Genomic DNA, 18,350 nt, shown 5'->3' on the forward strand with positions numbered 1-18,350 from the left:
CCTGGAAAGGTCAGTCGGGCGCTTCCCCGCTGCGCAGGGTGTACGCCCCGGCGACAGCGGCCGCGAGAAGCACCACCAGGCAGGCTGCGGTGATCCCGGACAGGGCCTGCCAGGGGAATGTCAGCGGCGCGTCGGGTACGTCGCGTACGACCGCCTGCCGCACCAGCCAGCCGGTGAATCCGGCGATCGCGCCGCCGACCAGCAGGGCGCCGGCGCCGGTGAACGCCGTCTCCCAGAGCGTGGTGCGGCGCACCTGTGCCGGGGTGGCACCGAGGAGGCGGGCGGTGGCGGTCTGACGACGGCGCTGGCTCATCCCGATCAGGATCGCGTTGACGGCCGCGATCGCGGCGTAGACCCCGGCCGGGCCGAGCATCACCCACAGCACGACCTCGTTCGTGGCGCGGGCCTCGGCAGAGACGGTGTCAACCCACTCCGCAGCGGTGCTCACCTCGGCTCCGCCGTCCCGGAGCGCCCGGGCCGTCGTAGCGACGTCCGCGCCGGCGTCGGTGCGCACGAAGACCGTCCCGGTGTCGCGGGCGACCTTGCCGATACCGGGCAGGTCGTCGGGCACGACGACGTCGGCCCACAGGTTCGGGGCGTCGGGGACGACCGCGACGAGGCGCACCTTGACGCTGCGGTCGCCGACGCGCATCCGGCGGGTCTGGCCCACCCGGATGCCGAGGTCGGTGACGTAGGACGAGGTCACCGCGATGGCCCGGCCGTGCAGGGCGGCGAGACTCCCCTGTGTCGCCTGCAGGCTCCGCGTGGCGGCCGCACTGGAGACATCGACCACCTCGACGTCCTCGAGACCTCCCCCGAATCCGACCTGCGCGGTGCGGCGTACGTCGCTCACCCGCACCCCGGGCACGTCCTGGATCCGCTCGGGACGCTCCGCCTGCTCGACGACCAGCTCCGACCGCAGCGCTGCCCGGTCGGCGCCCTCGCTCCAGTCGGCGGTGGCACCGACCGCGAGCACCATCGAGCCGGCGACCGCCATGATGGCCACCACCGGCGCCGCCACCGCGGCGGTCATCCGGCCGCTGGTGCGGGCGAGGTCGCGGGCCAGGTGGGCCGCCGGGTCCCGTCGCGCCATCGCGGCACCTGCGTAGGCCGCGAGCTCGGTGTAGAGCAGACCGCCCACCGCGTTGGCGCCGACCACGGCGAGGATCGGGAGGAACATGCCCACGAGCAGGGCGAACAGCAGCGGCATCCCAGGAGCGAACCAGGCGGTGGCGGCCAGACCGCCGGCCGCGGTGAGCGCGACCAGCCCTTGGACCACCGTGGGCCGGCGGCGCTCGAGGACCGCCTCGCGCAGCGCCTCGACCGGCTGCGTACGTCCGGCGCGGGCGCCCGCGCGCCAGGCGCCGACCAGCGCGACCCCGACCCCGCAGGAGGCGGCGATCGCCCACCCGGCGCCCTGGCCGGGCATCGTGAGCAGGACCGGGGTGACCCCAGCCAGGTGCAGGACGCGCAGCACAGGCGCAGTCACCGCGGTGCCGAGCACGCAGCCGGCGACCGTGCCGACGGCCGCGACCCCGAGCGCCTCGGCGAGGAGCAGGGTCCGCACCTGGGCCGGGGTGGCGCCGAGCAGACGGAGCAGGCCGAGCTCGCGGCGCCTGGTGGCCACCACGAACCCGAAGGTCGAGGAGACCACGAAGAGCGCCAGGAAGAGCGAGATGCCGGCCATGATGCCGAACAGCGACCCGAGGTCGTCGATCTGCGTGCGCGTCTGCGGGTCCAGCCCGTCGGTGGCGGTGGCGAGCGCTCCCAGCATGTTGGTGGCGAGGGTGATCAGGGCGATCCCACCAGCGAGGGCGACGGCGGCCCCGGCGTACGGCGGCCAGGACCCGCGCAGGGTCTTCAGGCTGTGCGAGACCATCACGACGACGTTCATCCCACGGGCTCCAGCTCGGCCATGCGGGCGCTGATCCGGGCCGGGTCGCTGCGTTCCATCTGCCCGACCACCTGGCCGTCGGCGAGGAACAGCACGCTGTCGGCGTACGAGGCGGCGAGCGGGTCGTGGGTGACCATCACGATGGTCTGCGCCGGCCCGCGGGTCCCCGGAGCATCGACGAGGTGCCGCAGCAGCTCGAGCACGTCACGTCCGGCGTGGCGGTCCAGCGCCCCGGTCGGCTCGTCGGCGAAGAGCACCGCGGGCCGGGAGTGCAGCGCACGCGCGATCGCGACGCGCTGCTGCTGGCCACCGGAGAGCTCCGGCGGCCGCCGCCGGGCGAGCCCGTGCAGACCGACCTGCTCGAGGGCTCCGATCACCTCGGCACGTTCCGGGCGCCGTCCGGCGAGACGGGCGGGAAGCGCGACGTTGTCGTACGCGGTGAGCGCGTCGAGCAGGTTGTACTGCTGGAACACGAAGCCCATCACGTTCCGGCGCAGCTTCGTCAGGGTCGTCCGGTTCAGGCCGGCCAGGACGGTCCCGGCGACCCGGACGCTGCCCCGGGTCGGCCGGTCGAGGCCGGCGGCGATCTGCATGAGCGTGGACTTGCCCGACCCCGACGGGCCCATGATCGCGGTGAACGTACCCGCGGCGAAGGCATGGCTCACGCCCCGTAGGGCGTGGACCGTGCCGGAGCGGGACCGGTAGGTGCGGGTGACGTCGTCGAGGACGACGGCGGGCGGGCCGGGCGGCCGGGATGCAAGGACGGCGGCCGGGATGGTGGCGGTCATGTCCGCCAGCAAACGCCTCGCCCGGGCCGCGCGCACGGGTGCGGACGCCACGACGAGGTAGCGCGTGCGCTACCCCGCGACGGGGCGATGAGTGCCTAGGCTCCGGAGTCATGAGACCCCCACCCGACGTCTGGGCGGCGCTGCGCTCCTCCCCCTGGCGGCTGGTCGCCTCCAGCTGGCCGTGGCGCGCCCTGGCCTACCTGGCCTCGGGGGCGGTGGTCGGGCTCGTCGTCGCCGTGCTGTTGTTCGCGCTGCTCGGCCTCGGGCTGCTCACCCTGGTCATCCTGGTCGGAGTGCTGGTCCTGGCCGGGATCCCGCTGCTGGCGGCGCTCGTCGCCGACGTGGAGCGGGTACGCCTCCGGCTGGTCCTCCCCGACAGCCGCCCGGGACCGGCCGAGCGGCCCGCGCCGATCGCCTGGGGTGACCGGCTCCGGGCGCTGCGCCGGCTGCGGATCTCCGGGCCCGAGGTCGGCTACACCGTGCTGCTCGCCACGGTCATGTGGGTGGTCGACGCCGTCGCGCTCAACCTGATCATCACCATCCCGGGCGTGCTCGTGCTCGCCCCGTTCCTGGTCCGGCTCGACGGTCCCGTCGCGTTCGGTCCCTGGCAGCTCGACACGCCTGCCGAGGCCTGGATCGCCGTGGCCCCGGGGCTGGTGCTGCTGTTCGCCGGTCTGTACGCCGCCACCCTTCTCGCCGCCGCCCAGGCCAGCCTGGCGCGGCTCCTGCTCGAACCGGCCCAGACCCGGATGGCAGCCGCCGTCGCCGATCTGCGCCGCTCCCGCGTCGACCTCGTCGACGCCTTCGAGACCGAGCGCAGCAGGATCGAGCGCGACCTCCACGACGGCGCCCAGCAGCGTCTGGTCGCGCTGACCATGACGCTCGGCCTGGCCGAGCTGGAGGTGCCCGAGGGCGCCGGGCTCGACCTCGTCCGGCAGGCCCACGCCCAGGCTGAGACGGCGCTGGCCGAGCTCCGCGCCACCGTCCGCGGAATCCACCCGCGGGTGCTGGTCGACCACGGTCTCACCGCCGCCGTCCACGAGCTCGCCGACGCCGCCGGGCTGCCGGTCGCCGTCGACCTGCGGGTGCAGGACCGGCTGCCGGCGCCGGTCGAGGCCGCGGCGTACTTCGTGGTCGCCGAGGCGCTCACGAACGCGGTCCGCCATGGCCGTGCCGGCTCGGCCCGCGTCGAGGGGCAGCTGACCGGTGACCGGCTGGAGGTCGGCGTACGCGATGATGGGACCGGCGGCGCCGTCGTGCGTCCCGGCGGCGGGCTCGCCGGCCTGGCCACCCGTCTGGCGGCCCTGGACGGCCACCTGGAGATCATCAGCCCGTCAGGTGGACCGACGGAAGTGAGGATGACGTGCCCGACCGCGCTCCCCTGAGGATCGTCCTGGCCGAGGACGCCGCGCTGCTGCGCGAAGGACTCCTGGCCATCCTCGAGCGGGCCGGCCACGAGGTCATCGCCGCGGTCGGCGACGCGGACGCCCTGCTCGCCTTCACCGACCACACCCGCCCCGACGTGGTCATCACCGACATCCGGATGCCGCCGACCCACACCGACGAGGGACTGCGCGCCGCCGCCGAGCTCCGCCGGCGGCACCGTGACCTGGCCGTCCTGGTGCTCTCGGCGTACGTCGCCGACGCCTACCTCGCCGAGCTCCTCGACACCACCGGTGGCGGCGGGATCGGCTACCTGCTCAAGGACCGGGTCGGCCACGTCCGGGACTTCCTCGACAGTCTCGACCGGGTGGCCGGCGGCGAGACGGTCGTGGACCCCCAGGTCGTACGCGGCCTGCTCAACCGGCACCAGCCCGACGGTCCGCTCGACGTGCTCTCCGCGCGCGAGCGCGAGGTGCTGGCGCTGATGGCCGAGGGCCGCACCAACGGCAGCATCGCCGCCGCGCTCTTCGTGTCCGAGGCCGCCGTGCGCAAGCACGTCGGCAACATCTTCGCCAAGCTCCGCCTCGATCCCACCACCGACCGCCGCGTCTCCGCAGTGCTCGCCTACCTGCGCGAGGCCTAGGCGGGGCCGGGCCGGCGCGCGGTGACGTGGACGAGCAGCGCGAAGGCAGCGACCTGCAACCCGCCGATCACCCCGGCCAGGACCGGGACGTGACCGGTGACCAGCGCACCGGCGAGGCCGCCGCCGGCCAGCGCGCCGAGACCCTGGACAGCGGCGAAGACGCCGTAGGCCGTGGCCCGGCGTGGCGCCGGGACGAGGTCGGCGACGTACGCCTTGACCGTCGAGTCCTGGACGCCGTAGGCCACGCCCCACACCACGACGCCGGCCAGCACCAGCCAGAGCTCGGAGGCGAACACGCACAACGGCACCAGCGCGACGAGGGCGGGGACGACCAGGAGCACCCGGCTGCCCCGGCGGTCGAAGAGCTGACCGGTGCCGAGCGCCGCGAGAGCCTCGACCGCCATCGCCAGGGCGTAGACGAGAGGAACGGCGGCCGCGAGGAGGAGACCGTCATCGACCATCCGGAAGGAGATGACGCCGAACGTCATCAGGCCGGCGGTCATCATCGCGGCGGCCAGGGAGAAGAGGTGGAACGTACGCGGCAGGTCCCCTCCGGTGACGGCTCGGCCGAGCTCCGCGAGCGAGCTCCGCCCTGGGGCGGCGGCCGCGACCTGGGGATCGGCCTCGGGCTCGGTCACGATCGGCGCCCGGCGGCGGAGCTGGGCCAGCAGCAGGAGCGAGACCGCCCCGGGGACGGCGAGGAGGGCGAAGCCGGGCCAGATGAGGCCGGTCGCGGCCGCGACGCCGGCGAGCAGGAGTGGCCCGGAGAAGGCACCGACCTGGTCCAAGGCCTTGTGGACGGCGAACCCCTTGCCCCGGCCGGTGGAGGTGGACATCCGAGCCAGCAGCGCCGACTTGGCCGGGCTTCGAACAGCCTTTCCGGTGCGATCGAGCAGGATCAGGGTGGCGGCGACGGCGAGCCCGGCACCACCGATGAACGGCGCGACCGCGAGCAGCGGGACACACACCGCGGTCATGGCGTAGCCGAGCACGGTCAGTCGCCAGTGGTTGTGGCTCCGGTCGGCCCACACGCCGGTCACCAGCCGCAGCACGAGCGCGATGCCCTCACCGGCCCCGGTGATGAGGCCGACGGTCAGCGCGGAGGCGCCCAGGCTGCCGAGGTAGGGCCCGGCCATGGCTCGCATGCCCTCGTAGACCATGTCGGCGCAGAGACTGACGAGGCCGAAGGCGAAGACCGTACGCCACGGGGTCCATGCCCTCGGCCCGGCACCGGGTGTCTCGTCGTGGCCGGGCGGTGTCTGCATCACGTGGATCGATTCTCGCAGGGTCCGCTGCGCTCGGTTGGGTGACGGTCATAGAGTGGCAACACCCCACGACGTTGCGCGCAAGCGGCTCAATCGCCTTCATCCAGGCTCACCTAGCGTGCCGAAGTGACCACACCTGCCAGTGACCGCACCTCTGCGTCGGCACCCGAGAGGCCCGGCGCCGGCGGCACACGTGTCACCGGCAGCGGATGGGCGGACATGACGATCGTGCTGCTGGCTGCTCTGCTCGCGGCGGCCGCATGGCTGCCCTTCCTCCACAGCCCGCTCACCGCGGACGAGAGCGGCTTTCTGATGGTGGCGCAGCAGTGGCAGCCGGGCCGCTCGCTGTACGGCGACTACTGGGTCGACCGACCACCACTGCTGCTGTGGCTGTTCACGGTCGCAGGCCACCTCGGACCTGTCGAGGCCACGACCTCCGGGGTCGTCGCACCCGGGCTCAAGCTGCTCGGCGCCATCGCCGGCGGGATGTCGGTCGCCCTGGCGGGCGTCCTGGCGAGCCAGGTGTCACCGGGGAGTCGCTCGGCGCGGCTCACGACCGTGGTGCTGGCTGCGGCGTTGCTGTCCAGCCCGCTGCTCGGGATGTCGGCGGTCAACGGCGAGATGCTCGCGGTGCCGTTCGTCCTTCTCGGCCTCGTCTGCATGGTGGAGACGACGCGCAGACCGTGGGGATGGCGTGTCGCAGCACTCGCCGCCGCGGCCGGTGCATCCGGCATGGCCGCCGCGCTGGTGAAGCAGAACTTCATCGACGTCTTCGTGTTCACCGCCGTGCTCGTCGCGGTCTCGCACCGGCATGTGGCCCGGCTGTGGGCACGGGCAGCCGCGTTCGCGGGCGGTGCCTCGGCATCGCTCGGCGCGGCGGTCGTCGGGGCCGGCGCGCGGGGAACCTCCGTGCCCGACCTGTGGGACGCGGTCGTGGTCTTCCGCACCCATGCCTCGGAGCTGATCGACGCCTCGGCCTCCTCCGCGACGGCTGTCCGAGGCGCACAGCTCGTCACGGCGTCCCTGGGTAGCGGCGCCGCCATCGTCCTCGTCGTCGCGGTGGCGGCGGTCCTCACCCGCAGGTCGCCGCTGGCCCCGCCCGTGCTCGCCATGACCGCCTGGGAACTGCTGGCGATCCCCGCGGGTGGCAGCTACTGGTTGCACTACCTGACCGGCATCGTCCCCGGTCTGGTGCTGTTGGTGGCCACCGTCCGACACGATCCACCACCCGATTCTCTGCCCGGGCGCGCGCTGAGGTACGCAGTGGCGTACACGGTCGCCGCCGCTCTCGTGGCCTGGACGGTCTCGGCTCTTGCCACACCGCAGAGGACCCCGGAGGCCCAGGTCTCGACCTATCTGCGCGAGCACGCGCGCCCCTCGGACGGCGTCGTCGTCGGGTTCGGGCATCCGGAGATCATCGCCGCGAGCGGACTCGAGAGCCCGTACGAGAATCTGTGGAGCCTCCCGGCACGCGTCCGCGACCCGCACCTGACCCACCTGCGCGGCGTGATGGCCGGTGGCTCAGCGCCGCGATGGGTCGTCGTCGAGGGTGACAGTCTCGACACCTGGGGGCTCGACGGCGACCGCGCGCAGCGGTACCTCGTGCGGCACTACGTCGAACGGATGAGCTACGGGAACTGGCACATCTGGCGGCGCCGGTGATGGCCGGTGAGGTCAGAAGGTGATCCCCCGCGCGGCGAACCGGGCACGGACCAGGTCAGCGGCGGCCTGGCCGTCGCGAGCGGCCGCGGCGGCGTACGTCTCGGCGGCAGCGGCCTGGAAGCTGGTGTCCGGCGCGTAGGAGAACTGCGAGTAGATCAGGGTGGTGTCCCAGTCGCGCGTGGTGAGGCCGAGCGCCTGGTAGCCCTCACGGATCTCCCAGAGCGCCTGGCTCCAGATCTGGCCGTCGTAGTGCACCTGGTTGCGGCGGTCCTCGAGGGTCAGGTCGAGGTGGAAGCTGCGGATGCAGTGCGGGGCGTCGGTGTAGGAGGTCGCGTCCCAGTCCATCGGGCAGGACGGGTCGGCCGCGACCGGCCAACCGAACTCGTCGGCGGCGTCGAGCCCGACGGTCACGGCCAGGTAGTCACCGAACGACTCCCCGATCGCGCCGGCGTCGAGGCTGCTGCCGTAGCCGGGCACCTGGTCGGCGTGGACGGCGTGGCCGTACTCGTGGACGATCACCTCGGCGTCCTCGGCGTCGTCGACACCACCCTTGCCCAGCCGGATCCGGAACGGCTTGTCGGTCTGGTAGGAGTTGTCGCCGCCGTACTGGTTGATCTTCACCGAGAACGGCTCGTCGAGCACGCCCGGGAGCGTCTCGCCGAAGCCGAGGGCATGCAGGTAGGTCTGCGCGCGGGTCACCCAGAAGTAGCCCATGACCTGCTCGAACTGGTCCTGGTGGCGGTCGTAGGAGTAGGTGTTGGTCGTGGAGTACGCCGGCGTGCCGGTGCTCGACTCGACGACCGCGTAGTCACCGCGGAGGTAGCCCGAGCCGTCCAGGTGGCTCAGCGGGACCTCGGCGTAGGCGCTCTCCGGCACGGCGCTCGCGGCGTCCTTCTGGTCGGTCAGGTTCTGGTCGTTGCTGGACTGCACCGGGTTGACCATGAAGACGCGGGCGGTGCCCTCGGACGAGCCGCTCCCGGGGGCTGCGGTGGCCGTGCTCAGCGGGACGGCGAGCCCGGCGGTGGCCGCCAGGCCTGCGGTGACGGCGATCGAGAGTCTGCGCATGTGGGGCATGGTCTTCTCCTGGAATGAACGGCCGCGCGGCCGGGCGATACCGGGAGGCTATACCGCGAGGATGTCCTTGGACAGGAGTTCTTCCAGAGGAAGGTCGGGATCGAGCTCGATCCCGAAACCGCGGGCGTGGCCGTCGATGACGTACCAGATCGACTGGGCGGTGAGCCGCTCCAGCGTCTCGGCGGGCAGGCGCTCGCCGGTGCGGGTCAGCCAGCGGCGTACGGCCCCGAAGACCGCGCCGACGAGACCGTAGATCAGTGGATCGAGAGCCTCGGCCTCCTCCTCGGTGGGGTTGCCGCCGAGGGCGATCACGGCGGTGCCTACGATGGTCGAGATCCGTCCGGCGAGCTGCTCCATCCCCTGCTGGAGGGGGCCGTCGTCGCCGCCGTCGATGTCGTGGTCGGCGGCGAGGTGGAGGGCGGGATGGGCCCGGGCCCAACGTACGTAGGTGCCGATGATCCGCTCGATGATCTGCGGCACGGTGCCGTCGAGCGTGATCCCGGGCATCAGGTCGGACCAGAGGCCGTCGAGGATCGCCTGCTGCACGGCCCGGTCGAGGTCGGCACGGTCCTCGAAGTGGCGGTAGATGACCGTACGGGACAGCCCGGCGCGCACCGCGATCTGCTGCACCTGGACGTCGGCACCCGGCTCACCGGCCTCGATCACCGCGATGGCGGCGTCGATGATCTGCTGGCGGCGCTGCTCGTTGTGCTTGCTCCACCGGTCCTGCCGGCCATCCCGCTTCTCCCCGGCCACCCGCGTCTCCCCCTGATCCCGTGCTCCCGATTTCAACCCGGTGCCGAGAGCGTCTCAGCGCTCCTTGCGGCGCCCCAGAGCGTATCGGGGTTTCCGCGACTTCGCGGCGATGCCCCGCATCTCCTCGAGGTCGGTGATCTTGATCCGCGGGCGGCCGGACTCCGCACCGCGGCGCTTCTCCTCACGGTCGATCGCCTGCCAGCCGGCCAGGTCGACCATGCCCGGCTGGCGGCTGCGTACGACCGCGGTGATCTCGCGGACGTCGCCCACGGGAACCGGGATCCGGTCGGCGTCGAGGTCGTCGAGCAGCTGCTCGACAGTCTCCTCGGCATCGGTCTTGTTGGTGCCGATGAAGCCGTTCGGGCCGCGCTTGACCCAGCCCGCGACGTAGACGCCCGGGAGCACCCGGCCACGCTCGTTGGGGACGGTGCCGGTGGCACCGTCGTAGGGAAGGTCGGCGACGGGCAGGCCCTTGTAGCCGACCGCGCGCAGCAGCATCCCGGTCTCGACGACCTCGGTCTCGCCGGTGGGGACGGCCCGGACGACGCCGTCGGCGTCGCGCTCGAGGCGGTTGCGACCGATCTCGACGCCGGTGACCCGGCCCTCGCCCAGCACGCGCACCGGCGAGCTGAGGAAGCGGAGAACGATCGTACGCAGCTCCGGACGCACCTCCCGGCCGGCGAGCTCGCGCAGCAGCCGGGTGGTCGTCTCGCCGCCGGCCAGCGCCTTCTCGATCGGAAGGTCACCGGTGTCCACCACGACGTTGACGCCGGTGTGGCCCATCAGTCCGACCAGCTCAGGGACGGTGAAAGCCGCCTCCCCGGGCCCCCTGCGCCCGAGGACGACGACCTCCCGCACCGCACTGTCGCGCAGGACCGCCAGCGGCCCCTCCGCGATGTCGGTGCCCGCCAGCCGCTCCGGGTCCTCGGCGAGGATCCGGGCGCAGTCGAGCGCCACGTTGCCGTTGCCGACCAGGACGACCCGGCCCGAGGGGATGGACTCGGCGTCGAGGTGGACGGGCAGGTCCTGCTTGTCCGGGTGGCCGTTGTACCAGCCCACGAAGTCGGTCGCACTGAGCGAGCCGGGCAGGTCGTCGCCCTCGATCCCCAGAGGCCGGTCGCTCGCCGCACCGACGGTGTAGACGACGGCGTGGTAGCGGGCGGTCAGCTCGGCGTGGGAGACGTCCTTGCCGACCTCGACGCCCAGGAAGTAGCGGAACCCGGGCTGCGACTCGATCTGGGCGAAGAGCTTCTCGACCTGCTTGGTGCTCTGGTGGTCGGGGGCGACGCCGGCCCGGACCAGGCCGTACGGCGTCGGCAGCCGGTCGAAGACGTCGACGGTGATCTCGGGGTGCTTGAGCAGCTCGTCGGCGGCGTACATCCCGGCCGGCCCGGCCCCCACCACTGCGACCCGGAACGGCCCGGTGCGGGTGAGCCGGCGCTGGGGGTGGACCAGGGCGAGCGGGGTGCGGTCCTTGTGCGGGAAGACCTCGAAGTACTCCGCGTTGATGGCCAGGAACGGCTTCTGCGCAGCGGTCAGGGTCGTGTGCGGCACGATGGCGTCGGCCGGGCAGGCGGTGACGCAGGCTCCGCAGTCGACGCAGCTCTTGGCGTCGACGTAGAGCATCTCGGCCTCGCCGAAACCGGGCTCACCGGGGGCGGGGTGGATGCAGTTGACCGGGCAGGCGACGACGCACGAGGCATCGGCACAGCACGACTGGGTGACGACGTGAGGCACTGGTGACTACCGTTCTAGGACCACAGGCTGAAGGGATCTGAGGGATCAGTAGGAGGCCGCGCGCGGCTCGGCACGGAAGCGCGAGGCGCGCCCGTCGATGCCGGTCAGCCTCCACAGCAGCTTGGCGGGGCCCTTGCGGATGCCCAGGTTGTCGGCGAGGAGGCGTACGTCACCGAAGAGGTCACGCAGCAGCTTCTCGGACTCCTCGGACTTCCACCAGATCTCCTTGGCGACCTCGTCCGGGATGCCCATGTCGTAGCGAGCCTGCTTGCTCGGGACCATGATCACGTCGCAGAGCAGGCGCATGATGACCGGGAACAGGTAGGCCAGCAGGGTCTTCTTCACGCGGCCGAGCTCGGGCACGTGCTGCTCGAGGTACTGGTGGGCGAAGCCGATGTGACGGGCCTCCTCGGCGATGTGGATCTGCATGATCCGGTTGGCCGCGGGGTGACTGCCGCCGGAGCGCATCGCGCCCTTCTGCAGGTGGTCGATCGGCTCCTCACCGGCCAGGATGCCGGTGAAGAACGCCTCCGGGAACCACGCGCCGGCCGAGGCCATGAGCGGCACCAGGACCTTGAAGTAGGTCGGCGCGCCCGCCACGTCGGGGTTCACCCGGTTGACGAACTCCTGGAACATCTGGGTGTGGTGGGTCTCCTCGGTCACCTCGTGCGTCGCGTAGCGAAACTCCGGGTTGTTGTTCTTCGACCAGACCAGGTGGTTCATGACGCCGCCGATGAGCAGCTGCTCGAACTGCAGACCGACCTTGGCGACCTGGGCCCAGCGGTACATCCCGATCTCGATCTGGCGCTGCTTGGGCAGCGCCTTGTACCACGGGTGGGCGCCGATCTCGTCGGCGTCGTTGAGGATCCAGCGCTCGTCGTCGGGCAGCACCGCGAGGTCGTCGGAGTCCCAGTCGATGTCCTTGAACGGGTCGAAGTGCACCTCGACCGAGGCCTCGGACAGCGTACGCAGCGTGTCGAGGTAGGCCTGCTTGCCCTGGCGGACGTATCCGGTGGACTTCTCATCCTGAACGGCGGTCATGACGATCGCTCCTTCACCGTTGCGTTCTGCGTTGAACTACTGACGACGTGACCCACGTTACCCGGACACGCGTCCCGATAACAAGAGTACGCGCGACTTAGTGTCGCGTGTATTTTGCGGGGTCGAAAACGTAGTCCAGGGAGTTTCCGTCCATCTACCGGCTGGTAATGGACGGAAACTCCCTGGACTATCTCGGCGGGCCCCCGTGACCCCGTCGACAGGCTCAGACCTGCTCGTGCGACTCCACGGCTGCGACGATCCGCTCGATCGCCTCGTCGACCGGGATGCCGTTCTCCTGGCGGCCGTCGCGGTAGCGGAAGCTGACCGCGCCCTTCTCGGCATCCTCGCCACCGGCGATCAGCATGAACGGGATCTTCTGGAGCTGGGCGTTGCGGATCTTCTTCTGGAAACGGTCGCTCGACTCGTCGACCTCGACGCGCACGCCTGCCTTCTTCAGCTTGTCGGCGATGTCGTAGACGTAGTCGTTGAACGCATCCGCAACCGGGATCATCTCCACCTGGACCGGGGCGAGCCACGGCGGCATGGCACCGGCGTAGTGCTCGACGAGGACACCGAGGAACCGCTCGATCGAGCCGAACTTGGCCGAGTGGATCATCACCGGCTGCTGACGGGTGCCGTCAGCGGCCTGGTACTCCAGGTTGAACCGGTCGGCGGAGGGCTGGTTGAAGTCGTACTGCACCGTGCCCATCTGCCAGGTCCGGCCGATCGCGTCCTTGGCCTGCACGGAGATCTTCGGCCCGTAGAACGCCGCGCCGCCCGGGTCGGGCACGAGCTCGAGACCGGTCTCGGACGCGACGTCCTCGAGGATCTTGGTGGCCTCGGCCCAGTCCTCGTCGCTGCCGACGAACTTGTCCTTGTTGGCGTCGTCCCGGGTCGACATCTCCAGGTAGAAGTCGTCGAGGCCGAAGTCCTTGAGCACGGTCAGCATGAAGTCGAGCAGGTGCTTGACCTCGGCCGGCGCCTGCTCCTTGGTGCAGTAGGAGTGGGAGTCGTCCTGGGCGAAGCCGCGCACGCGGGTGAGCCCGTGGATGACACCCGACTTCTCGTTGCGGTAGACCGACCCGAACTCGAACAGACGCAGCGGCAGCTCGCGGTAGGACCGCCCGCGCGAACGGAAGATCAGGTTGTGCATCGGGCAGTTCATCGCCTTGAGGCGGTAGTCCTGGCCGTCCACGTCGAGCGCCGGGAACATGCCGTCGCCGTAGTAGGGCAGGTGGCCCGAGGTGTGGAAGAGCTGCTCACGCGCGATGTGCGGGGTGCCGACGTACTCGAAGCCGTGCTCGATGTGCTTGGCGCGTACGTAGTCCTCCATCTCCCGCTTGATGATCCCGCCCTTGGGGTGGAAGACCGGGAGGCCCGAACCGATCTCGTCCGGGAAGGAGAACAGGTCGAGCTCGCGGCCGAGCTTGCGGTGGTCGCGGCGCTCGGCCTCCTCGATCCGGGCCAGGTGGGCGTCGAGCGCCTCCTTGGACTCCCAGGCGGTGCCGTAGATGCGCTGGAGCTGCTTGTTCTTCTCGTCGCCTCGCCAGTAGGCCGCCGCGCTGCGCATCAGCTTGAAGGCGGGGATCCGCTTGGTGGTCGGCAGGTGCGGACCCCGGCAGAGGTCCTTCCAGGCGATCTCGCCGTTGCGGTCGAGGTTGTCGTAGATCGTCAGCTCGCCGCCGCCGACCTCGGCGTCGGCGCCTTCGGCGGCGTCGGCCGCGGAGCCCTTGAGGCCGATCAGCTCGAGCTTGTAGGGCTCGTCGGCCAGCTCGACGCGGGCGTCGTCGTCGGTGGTGACCCGGCGGGAGAACTTCTGGTTGGCCTTGATGATCTTCTTCATCCGGGACTCGATCTTGACCAGGTCCTCGGGCACGAACGGGGTCTCGACGTCGAAGTCGTAGTAGAAGCCGTCAGTGACCGGCGGGCCGATGCCGAGCTTGGCCTCGGGGAAGAGCTCCTGCACCGCCTGCGCCATCACGTGCGCGGTCGAGTGGCGCAGGATGTCATGACCGTCCTTGGAGTCGATCAGGACGCCCTCGACGTCGTCGCCGTCGGCGAGCTCGTAGGAGAGGTCCTTGAGATCCCCACCGACCCGCGCGGCGATCACGTCGGGGTTGTCCGCGAAGAGCTCCCACGCCTTCGTGCCCGTAGTGACCGTCCGTTCCTCGCGCCCGTCGGGGGTGAGTACGGCGATCTTGATCTCGGACACGGATGCTCCTGTGGGTTCCGGTGATGGGTGGACCGCGATCCTCGCGCGGCGTCCCGATCGTATCCGCCGCCGGCGGCGTACTGCGAATGGGTGAACGCCGCGTCAGGCCGAGGCTGTGGGCACGAACCCGTAGGGGCATGCGACTACACTTTCGACGCCTCGATCGACGTCCCTCCCTTCCCAGATGTGAAAGGCCTCGTGCTCCCGACCACCGGCCCCAAGTCCCGTCTCATCGACCCGTCTCGGCGGATCATCCGATTACAGCGACGTACGTCGATGGCGACCGTCCTGATCACGCTGGGCCTCGGCACGCTGGCGATGCTGTTCCCGGCCACCGTGATCGCCCAGCAGGCCGCCGACCGCTGGAACAGCGGGCAGTGGGCGGAGGTGAGCGTGGTGAAGCGGTGCGAGTTCGACGGCGGCACCGGCGAGATCACCTCTTGCGAGGGGCGGTGGCGCGCCGACGGCGAGCAGGTCACCGGGAGCATCCATGGCACCCTGCGCGACATCGGCCGCGACCCGGACCCGTCGAAGGCGACCTTCCGGATGTGGGTGGTCGACTCCGACGCCTACGGCGAGCATGCGATCAACCCGTGGCCGGCCCGGATCCTCGGGATGGGCCGCGACCCGCTGCTGTGGGGCGGGATCGCGCTCACCGTGCTGGGGCTGGTGGTGCTGCCGACGCGGCGGGCGTGGCTGCGTACGCCGGGTGAGGAGACGCTCACCGAGGATCTCGGCATCCGGCTGAGCACGCACCCGGCGCACGGACGGGCGTGGCTGACGCCCGTCGGGCTGGTCCTCGGCCCGGCGCTCATCGCGTTCGGCGCCTGGGTCGCCACCCGGCCTCACCTGCCGACGGTGCTGGTGCTGGCCGGGGGCCTGGTCGCGCTCTCCGGGCTGCTCCTCGGGTTCCGGCTGGCCTGGCTCGGCCTGCAGCGGCCGGTCGCGGTGGATCTCGGGCTCTACGACGGCGGTCTGGTCCTGGAGCATGCCCGGCACACCGACGTCATCCTCTGGGAGGACGTGACCCGGATCGACACCGGTGTCGTCGACGAACGCAAGGCCAACCCACGCATCGACGTCACCCTGCACCTGGTCACCGACGCCGCGCTGCGGCTGCCCCGCGTCGACCACCAGCACTCGTTCACCGCCCACCTGCACCGGATCGCCTCCGGATCGCTGCCGACGGAGTGAGGTAGCGTCGGCCCCGATGAACCAGATGCGCGCAACCGTGGTCCACAAGGGCGAGCTCTCCGTGCGGTCGGTCCCGCGTCCCGAGCCCGGGCCGGGTCAGCTGCTGATCAAGGTGCTGCGCACCGGGATCTGCGGCTCCGACCTGCACGTGCGCGAGCACAGCGACGAGCTCAACAAGGTGGTCACCGAGATCGGCTACACCACCGCGATGACGCCCGACCAGGAGATCGTGCTGGGCCACGAGATCCTCGGCGAGGTCGTCTCCTACGGACCACAGACCCGCGGTCGCTGGGAGCCGGGCACCTCGGTGGCGGCGCTGCCGGTGCTGCGTACGGACGGGGCGATCCACATGGTCGGCTTCGACATCGACTCCCCCGGCGGCTTCGCCGAGTACTGCGTCGTCCAGGAAGCGTTCACCTTCCCCGTCCCCGACGGAGTGGCGCCGGACCGGGCGGTGTTCACCGAGCCGCTCGCGGTCGCCTTCCACGCCGTACGCCGCGGGGCGGTCTCCGCACGGCGCCCGGCCGTGGTCATCGGCTGCGGCCCGATCGGGCTGGCCGTCATCCTCATGCTCAAGGCGCAGGGGGTGAAGACGGTGGTCGCCTCCGACCTCTCCCCCGCGCGCCGCGCGCTGGCGGTGGAGTGCGGGGCCGACGTGGTCGTCGACCCGCGCGAGTCCTCCCCATGGGACGCCTACAAGCAGCGCGGACCGGTGAGCTCGCTGACCGACTACCTGGGTTTCGGGATCGACGCGATGCAGGTCATCCGGCGCATCCCGCTGCTCCCCTGGGAGACCGTGCTGCTCAACGCCGACCGCCTCGGGCAGAATCCGACCGGTCCGGTCGTCTTCGAGTGCGTCGGCGTGCCCGGGATGCTGGAGCAGATCATGACCGCGGCACCGCTGCACACCCGCGTCGTCGTGGTCGGGGTCTGCATGGAGCCGGACACGATCCGGCCCGCGATCGCGATCCACAAGGAGATCGACCTGCGGTTCGTGTTCGGCTACGACCCTGCCGAGTTCGCGCGCACGCTCGAGCTGATCGCCGGCGGGAAGGTCGACCCATCGCCGCTGCACACCGGCACCGTCGGTCTCGACGGGGTCGCTCAGGCCTTCGCGGATCTGGCCGACCCGGAGACGCACGCCAAGATCCTGGTCGACCCGTGGGCGTGACATGAGACCGATGGTCGAGCCTGTCGAGACCAGGGGCACCCAGGATTCTGGTAGACGGGTCACCTACCGGTAGTATCTGCTTACCAGCGGCCCGTTCCGGTCTTGCCCCCGGCCGCTCTCGGATGCGACTTTTCCTATGGCGAGACACCTCGCTTGAAAAGTTGACTTCTCCTTGTCTCAGCAGAGCTTCAGCGCGCTCGGCGTGCCCGCAGACCTGACCGCCGTTCTCGACCACCACGGCATCACCTCCCCCACCCCGATCCAGGCAGCAACCCTGCCGGACTCCCTCGCCGGGCGCGACGTGCTCGGCCGCGGGCGGACCGGGTCGGGCAAGACGTACGCCTTCCTGCTTCCGCTCGTCGCCCGGCTCGCCGGCGGCCCGAAGGCGAAGGCGGGCAAGCCCCGTGCGCTCGTGCTCGCGCCGACCCGTGAGCTGGTCCGGCAGATCGAGGAGTCGCTGCGCCCGCTCGCCACGGAGGCGGGCCTGAGCGTGCAGACCGTCTTCGGTGGTGTCGGGCAGAACCCGCAGGTGATCGGCCTGCGCAAGGGCGCCGACGTCGTCCTCGCCTGCCCCGGCCGGCTCGAGGACCTGATCGGTCAGCGCCACGCCGACCTGTCCGCCATCGAGGTCACCGTCCTGGACGAGGCCGACCACATGGCCGACCTCGGCTTCCTGCCTGCCGTGCGACGCCTGCTGACGATGACGCCGAAGGGCAGCCAGCGGCTCCTGTTCAGCGCCACGCTCGACAAGGGCATCAACGTGCTGGTCAAGCAGTTCCTCTCCGCCCCGGTGGTGCACGAGGCCGACTCCGCCCAGTCGCCGGTCGCCGAGATGGAGCACCACGTGCTCCACCTCTCGGCGCGTGAGCACCGCATCCCGGTGCTCGCCGACCTGGCCGCCGCGCCGGGCCGCACCGTGGTCTTCACCCGCACCAAGCACGGCGCCAAGGGCGTCGCCCGCCAGCTCGGCCGCGCCGGCATCCCGGCCGTCGAGCTCCACGGCGACCTCTCCCAGAACGCCCGCGTCCGCAACCTGGAGGCCTTCCACTCCGGCAAGGCGACCACCCTGGTCGCCACCGACATCGCCGCCCGCGGCATCCACGTCGACGACGTCACCCTCGTGGTCCACGCCGACCCGCCCGCCGAGCACAAGGCCTACCTGCACCGCTCCGGGCGTACGGCCCGCGCCGGCGCCTCCGGCACCGTGGTCACCCTGATGCTGCCCGACCAGGTCAAGGACGTACGCACCCTCACCCGCGCCGCCGGGATCAAGCCCACGACCACCCATGTGGACGGTCCGACCCACCCGATCCTGGTCGAGCTCGCCCCGGGCGAGCGGAGCCGTCCGGGCCCCTTCGTCCCGGTCGTCACCCAGCCGCCGCGCCGCCCCGCCGGCGAGGGCACCGGCAACCGGAAGAGCCGCCCCGGCTCGCGCGCCCGCAAGCGTCAGCGGGCGGCCGGCTCGCGCTGAATCGGGGTAGTCCGGGAGCGAACTGCCTATTACTCGCCGGTAAATGGGCAGTTCGCTCC

The 18,350-nt window shown here is 71.4% G+C and carries 14 protein-coding genes; 6 read left to right on the forward strand and 8 right to left on the reverse strand.

The window, feature by feature from the left end:
* Positions 1–10 precede the first annotated feature (10 nt).
* Together ACFVDI_RS22445 and ACFVDI_RS22450 are read right to left on the reverse strand one after the other, a co-directional pair.
* The gene (locus ACFVDI_RS22445) at positions 11–1,894 is read right to left on the reverse strand and encodes an FtsX-like permease family protein (protein WP_378910437.1); all 1,884 of its coding nucleotides are present in this window, start codon (positions 1,892–1,894) and stop codon (positions 11–13) included.
* Complete coding sequence (locus ACFVDI_RS22450) at positions 1,891–2,682, reverse strand: ABC transporter ATP-binding protein (RefSeq protein WP_378910440.1); 792 nt, start codon at positions 2,680–2,682, stop codon at positions 1,891–1,893. Before ACFVDI_RS22450 ends, ACFVDI_RS22445 begins: the two co-directional genes overlap by 4 nt.
* Positions 2,683–2,792: 110 nt before the next feature.
* On the opposite strand from ACFVDI_RS22450, the gene ACFVDI_RS22455 reads away from it, so the two are divergent.
* Together ACFVDI_RS22455 and ACFVDI_RS22460 are read left to right on the forward strand one after the other, a co-directional pair.
* On the forward strand, positions 2,793–4,067 hold the full coding sequence (locus ACFVDI_RS22455; protein WP_378910444.1) for a sensor histidine kinase: 1,275 nt from the start codon (positions 2,793–2,795) through the stop codon (positions 4,065–4,067).
* Positions 4,046–4,708 (forward strand): response regulator, encoded by a 663-nt coding sequence (locus ACFVDI_RS22460; protein WP_378910448.1) that lies wholly within the window; start codon positions 4,046–4,048, stop codon positions 4,706–4,708. Before ACFVDI_RS22455 ends, ACFVDI_RS22460 begins: the two co-directional genes overlap by 22 nt.
* Here the strand turns inward: ACFVDI_RS22460 and ACFVDI_RS22465 are convergent.
* Positions 4,705–5,973 carry an MFS transporter gene (locus ACFVDI_RS22465; protein WP_378910450.1) on the reverse strand — a complete coding sequence of 423 codons (1,269 nt, stop codon included), beginning with the start codon at positions 5,971–5,973 and terminating at the stop codon, positions 4,705–4,707. The genes ACFVDI_RS22460 and ACFVDI_RS22465 overlap by 4 nt on opposite strands.
* Positions 5,974–6,099: 126 nt before the next feature.
* On the opposite strand from ACFVDI_RS22465, the gene ACFVDI_RS22470 reads away from it, so the two are divergent.
* Complete coding sequence (locus ACFVDI_RS22470) at positions 6,100–7,635, forward strand: hypothetical protein (protein ID WP_378910452.1); 1,536 nt, start codon at positions 6,100–6,102, stop codon at positions 7,633–7,635.
* Between the two features lie 12 nt (positions 7,636–7,647).
* Here ACFVDI_RS22470 and ACFVDI_RS22475 read toward each other — a convergent pair whose 3' ends face one another.
* From ACFVDI_RS22475 to thrS, 5 genes are all read right to left on the reverse strand, one after another.
* Positions 7,648–8,700: a M36 family metallopeptidase gene (locus ACFVDI_RS22475; protein ID WP_328530306.1), complete on the reverse strand. Its 1,053-nt coding sequence runs from the start codon at positions 8,698–8,700 to the stop codon at positions 7,648–7,650.
* 57 nt (positions 8,701–8,757) lie between these two features.
* Positions 8,758–9,465 carry a TetR/AcrR family transcriptional regulator gene (locus tag ACFVDI_RS22480; protein ID WP_008356928.1) on the reverse strand — a complete coding sequence of 236 codons (708 nt, stop codon included), beginning with the start codon at positions 9,463–9,465 and terminating at the stop codon, positions 8,758–8,760.
* 54 nt (positions 9,466–9,519) lie between these two features.
* A complete protein-coding gene (locus ACFVDI_RS22485; RefSeq protein WP_378910456.1) occupies positions 9,520–11,202 on the reverse strand; it encodes an FAD-dependent oxidoreductase in 1,683 nt (560 codons plus the stop codon).
* Positions 11,203–11,247: 45 nt separating this feature from the next.
* Positions 11,248–12,243, reverse strand: a complete 996-nt coding sequence (locus tag ACFVDI_RS22490; protein ID WP_378910459.1) for a diiron oxygenase — start codon at positions 12,241–12,243, stop codon at positions 11,248–11,250.
* Between the two features lie 223 nt (positions 12,244–12,466).
* Positions 12,467–14,455, reverse strand: coding sequence for a threonine--tRNA ligase (gene thrS, locus ACFVDI_RS22495; protein WP_378910461.1), 1,989 nt, complete (start codon positions 14,453–14,455; stop codon positions 12,467–12,469).
* Positions 14,456–14,653: 198 nt separating this feature from the next.
* Here thrS and ACFVDI_RS22500 point away from each other — a divergent pair, with 198 nt between their 5' ends.
* The 3 genes from ACFVDI_RS22500 to ACFVDI_RS22510 all read left to right on the forward strand — a co-directional run bounded on the left by ACFVDI_RS22500 (position 14,654) and on the right by ACFVDI_RS22510 (position 18,291).
* Positions 14,654–15,649: a hypothetical protein gene (locus ACFVDI_RS22500; protein WP_378910464.1), complete on the forward strand. Its 996-nt coding sequence runs from the start codon at positions 14,654–14,656 to the stop codon at positions 15,647–15,649.
* A 16-nt stretch (positions 15,650–15,665) separates the two neighbouring features.
* A complete protein-coding gene (locus ACFVDI_RS22505) occupies positions 15,666–16,820 on the forward strand; it encodes a zinc-binding dehydrogenase (RefSeq protein WP_378910466.1) in 1,155 nt (384 codons plus the stop codon).
* Between the two features lie 172 nt (positions 16,821–16,992).
* Positions 16,993–18,291 carry a DEAD/DEAH box helicase gene (locus ACFVDI_RS22510; RefSeq protein ID WP_378910469.1) on the forward strand — a complete coding sequence of 433 codons (1,299 nt, stop codon included), beginning with the start codon at positions 16,993–16,995 and terminating at the stop codon, positions 18,289–18,291.
* The last annotated feature ends 59 nt before the right edge of the window (positions 18,292–18,350 follow it).

It is taken from the genome of Nocardioides sp. NPDC057767 (genome assembly GCF_042798275.1).
Taxonomy (GTDB): Bacteria; Actinomycetota; Actinomycetes; order Propionibacteriales; family Nocardioidaceae; genus Nocardioides.

Coding starts and splice junctions, on each gene's coding strand:
- ACFVDI_RS22445 (WP_378910437.1), bottom strand. CDS start 1,894: ATGAACGTCGTCGTGATGGTCTCGCACAGCCTGAAGACCCTGCGCGGG.
- ACFVDI_RS22450 (WP_378910440.1), bottom strand. CDS start 2,682: ATGACCGCCACCATCCCGGCCGCCGTCCTTGCATCCCGGCCGCCCGGC.
- ACFVDI_RS22455 (WP_378910444.1), top strand. CDS start 2,793: ATGAGACCCCCACCCGACGTCTGGGCGGCGCTGCGCTCCTCCCCCTGG.
- ACFVDI_RS22465 (WP_378910450.1), bottom strand. CDS start 5,973: ATGCAGACACCGCCCGGCCACGACGAGACACCCGGTGCCGGGCCGAGG.
- ACFVDI_RS22475 (WP_328530306.1), bottom strand. CDS start 8,700: ATGCGCAGACTCTCGATCGCCGTCACCGCAGGCCTGGCGGCCACCGCC.
- ACFVDI_RS22490 (WP_378910459.1), bottom strand. CDS start 12,243: ATGACCGCCGTTCAGGATGAGAAGTCCACCGGATACGTCCGCCAGGGC.
- ACFVDI_RS22505 (WP_378910466.1), top strand. CDS start 15,666: ATGAACCAGATGCGCGCAACCGTGGTCCACAAGGGCGAGCTCTCCGTG.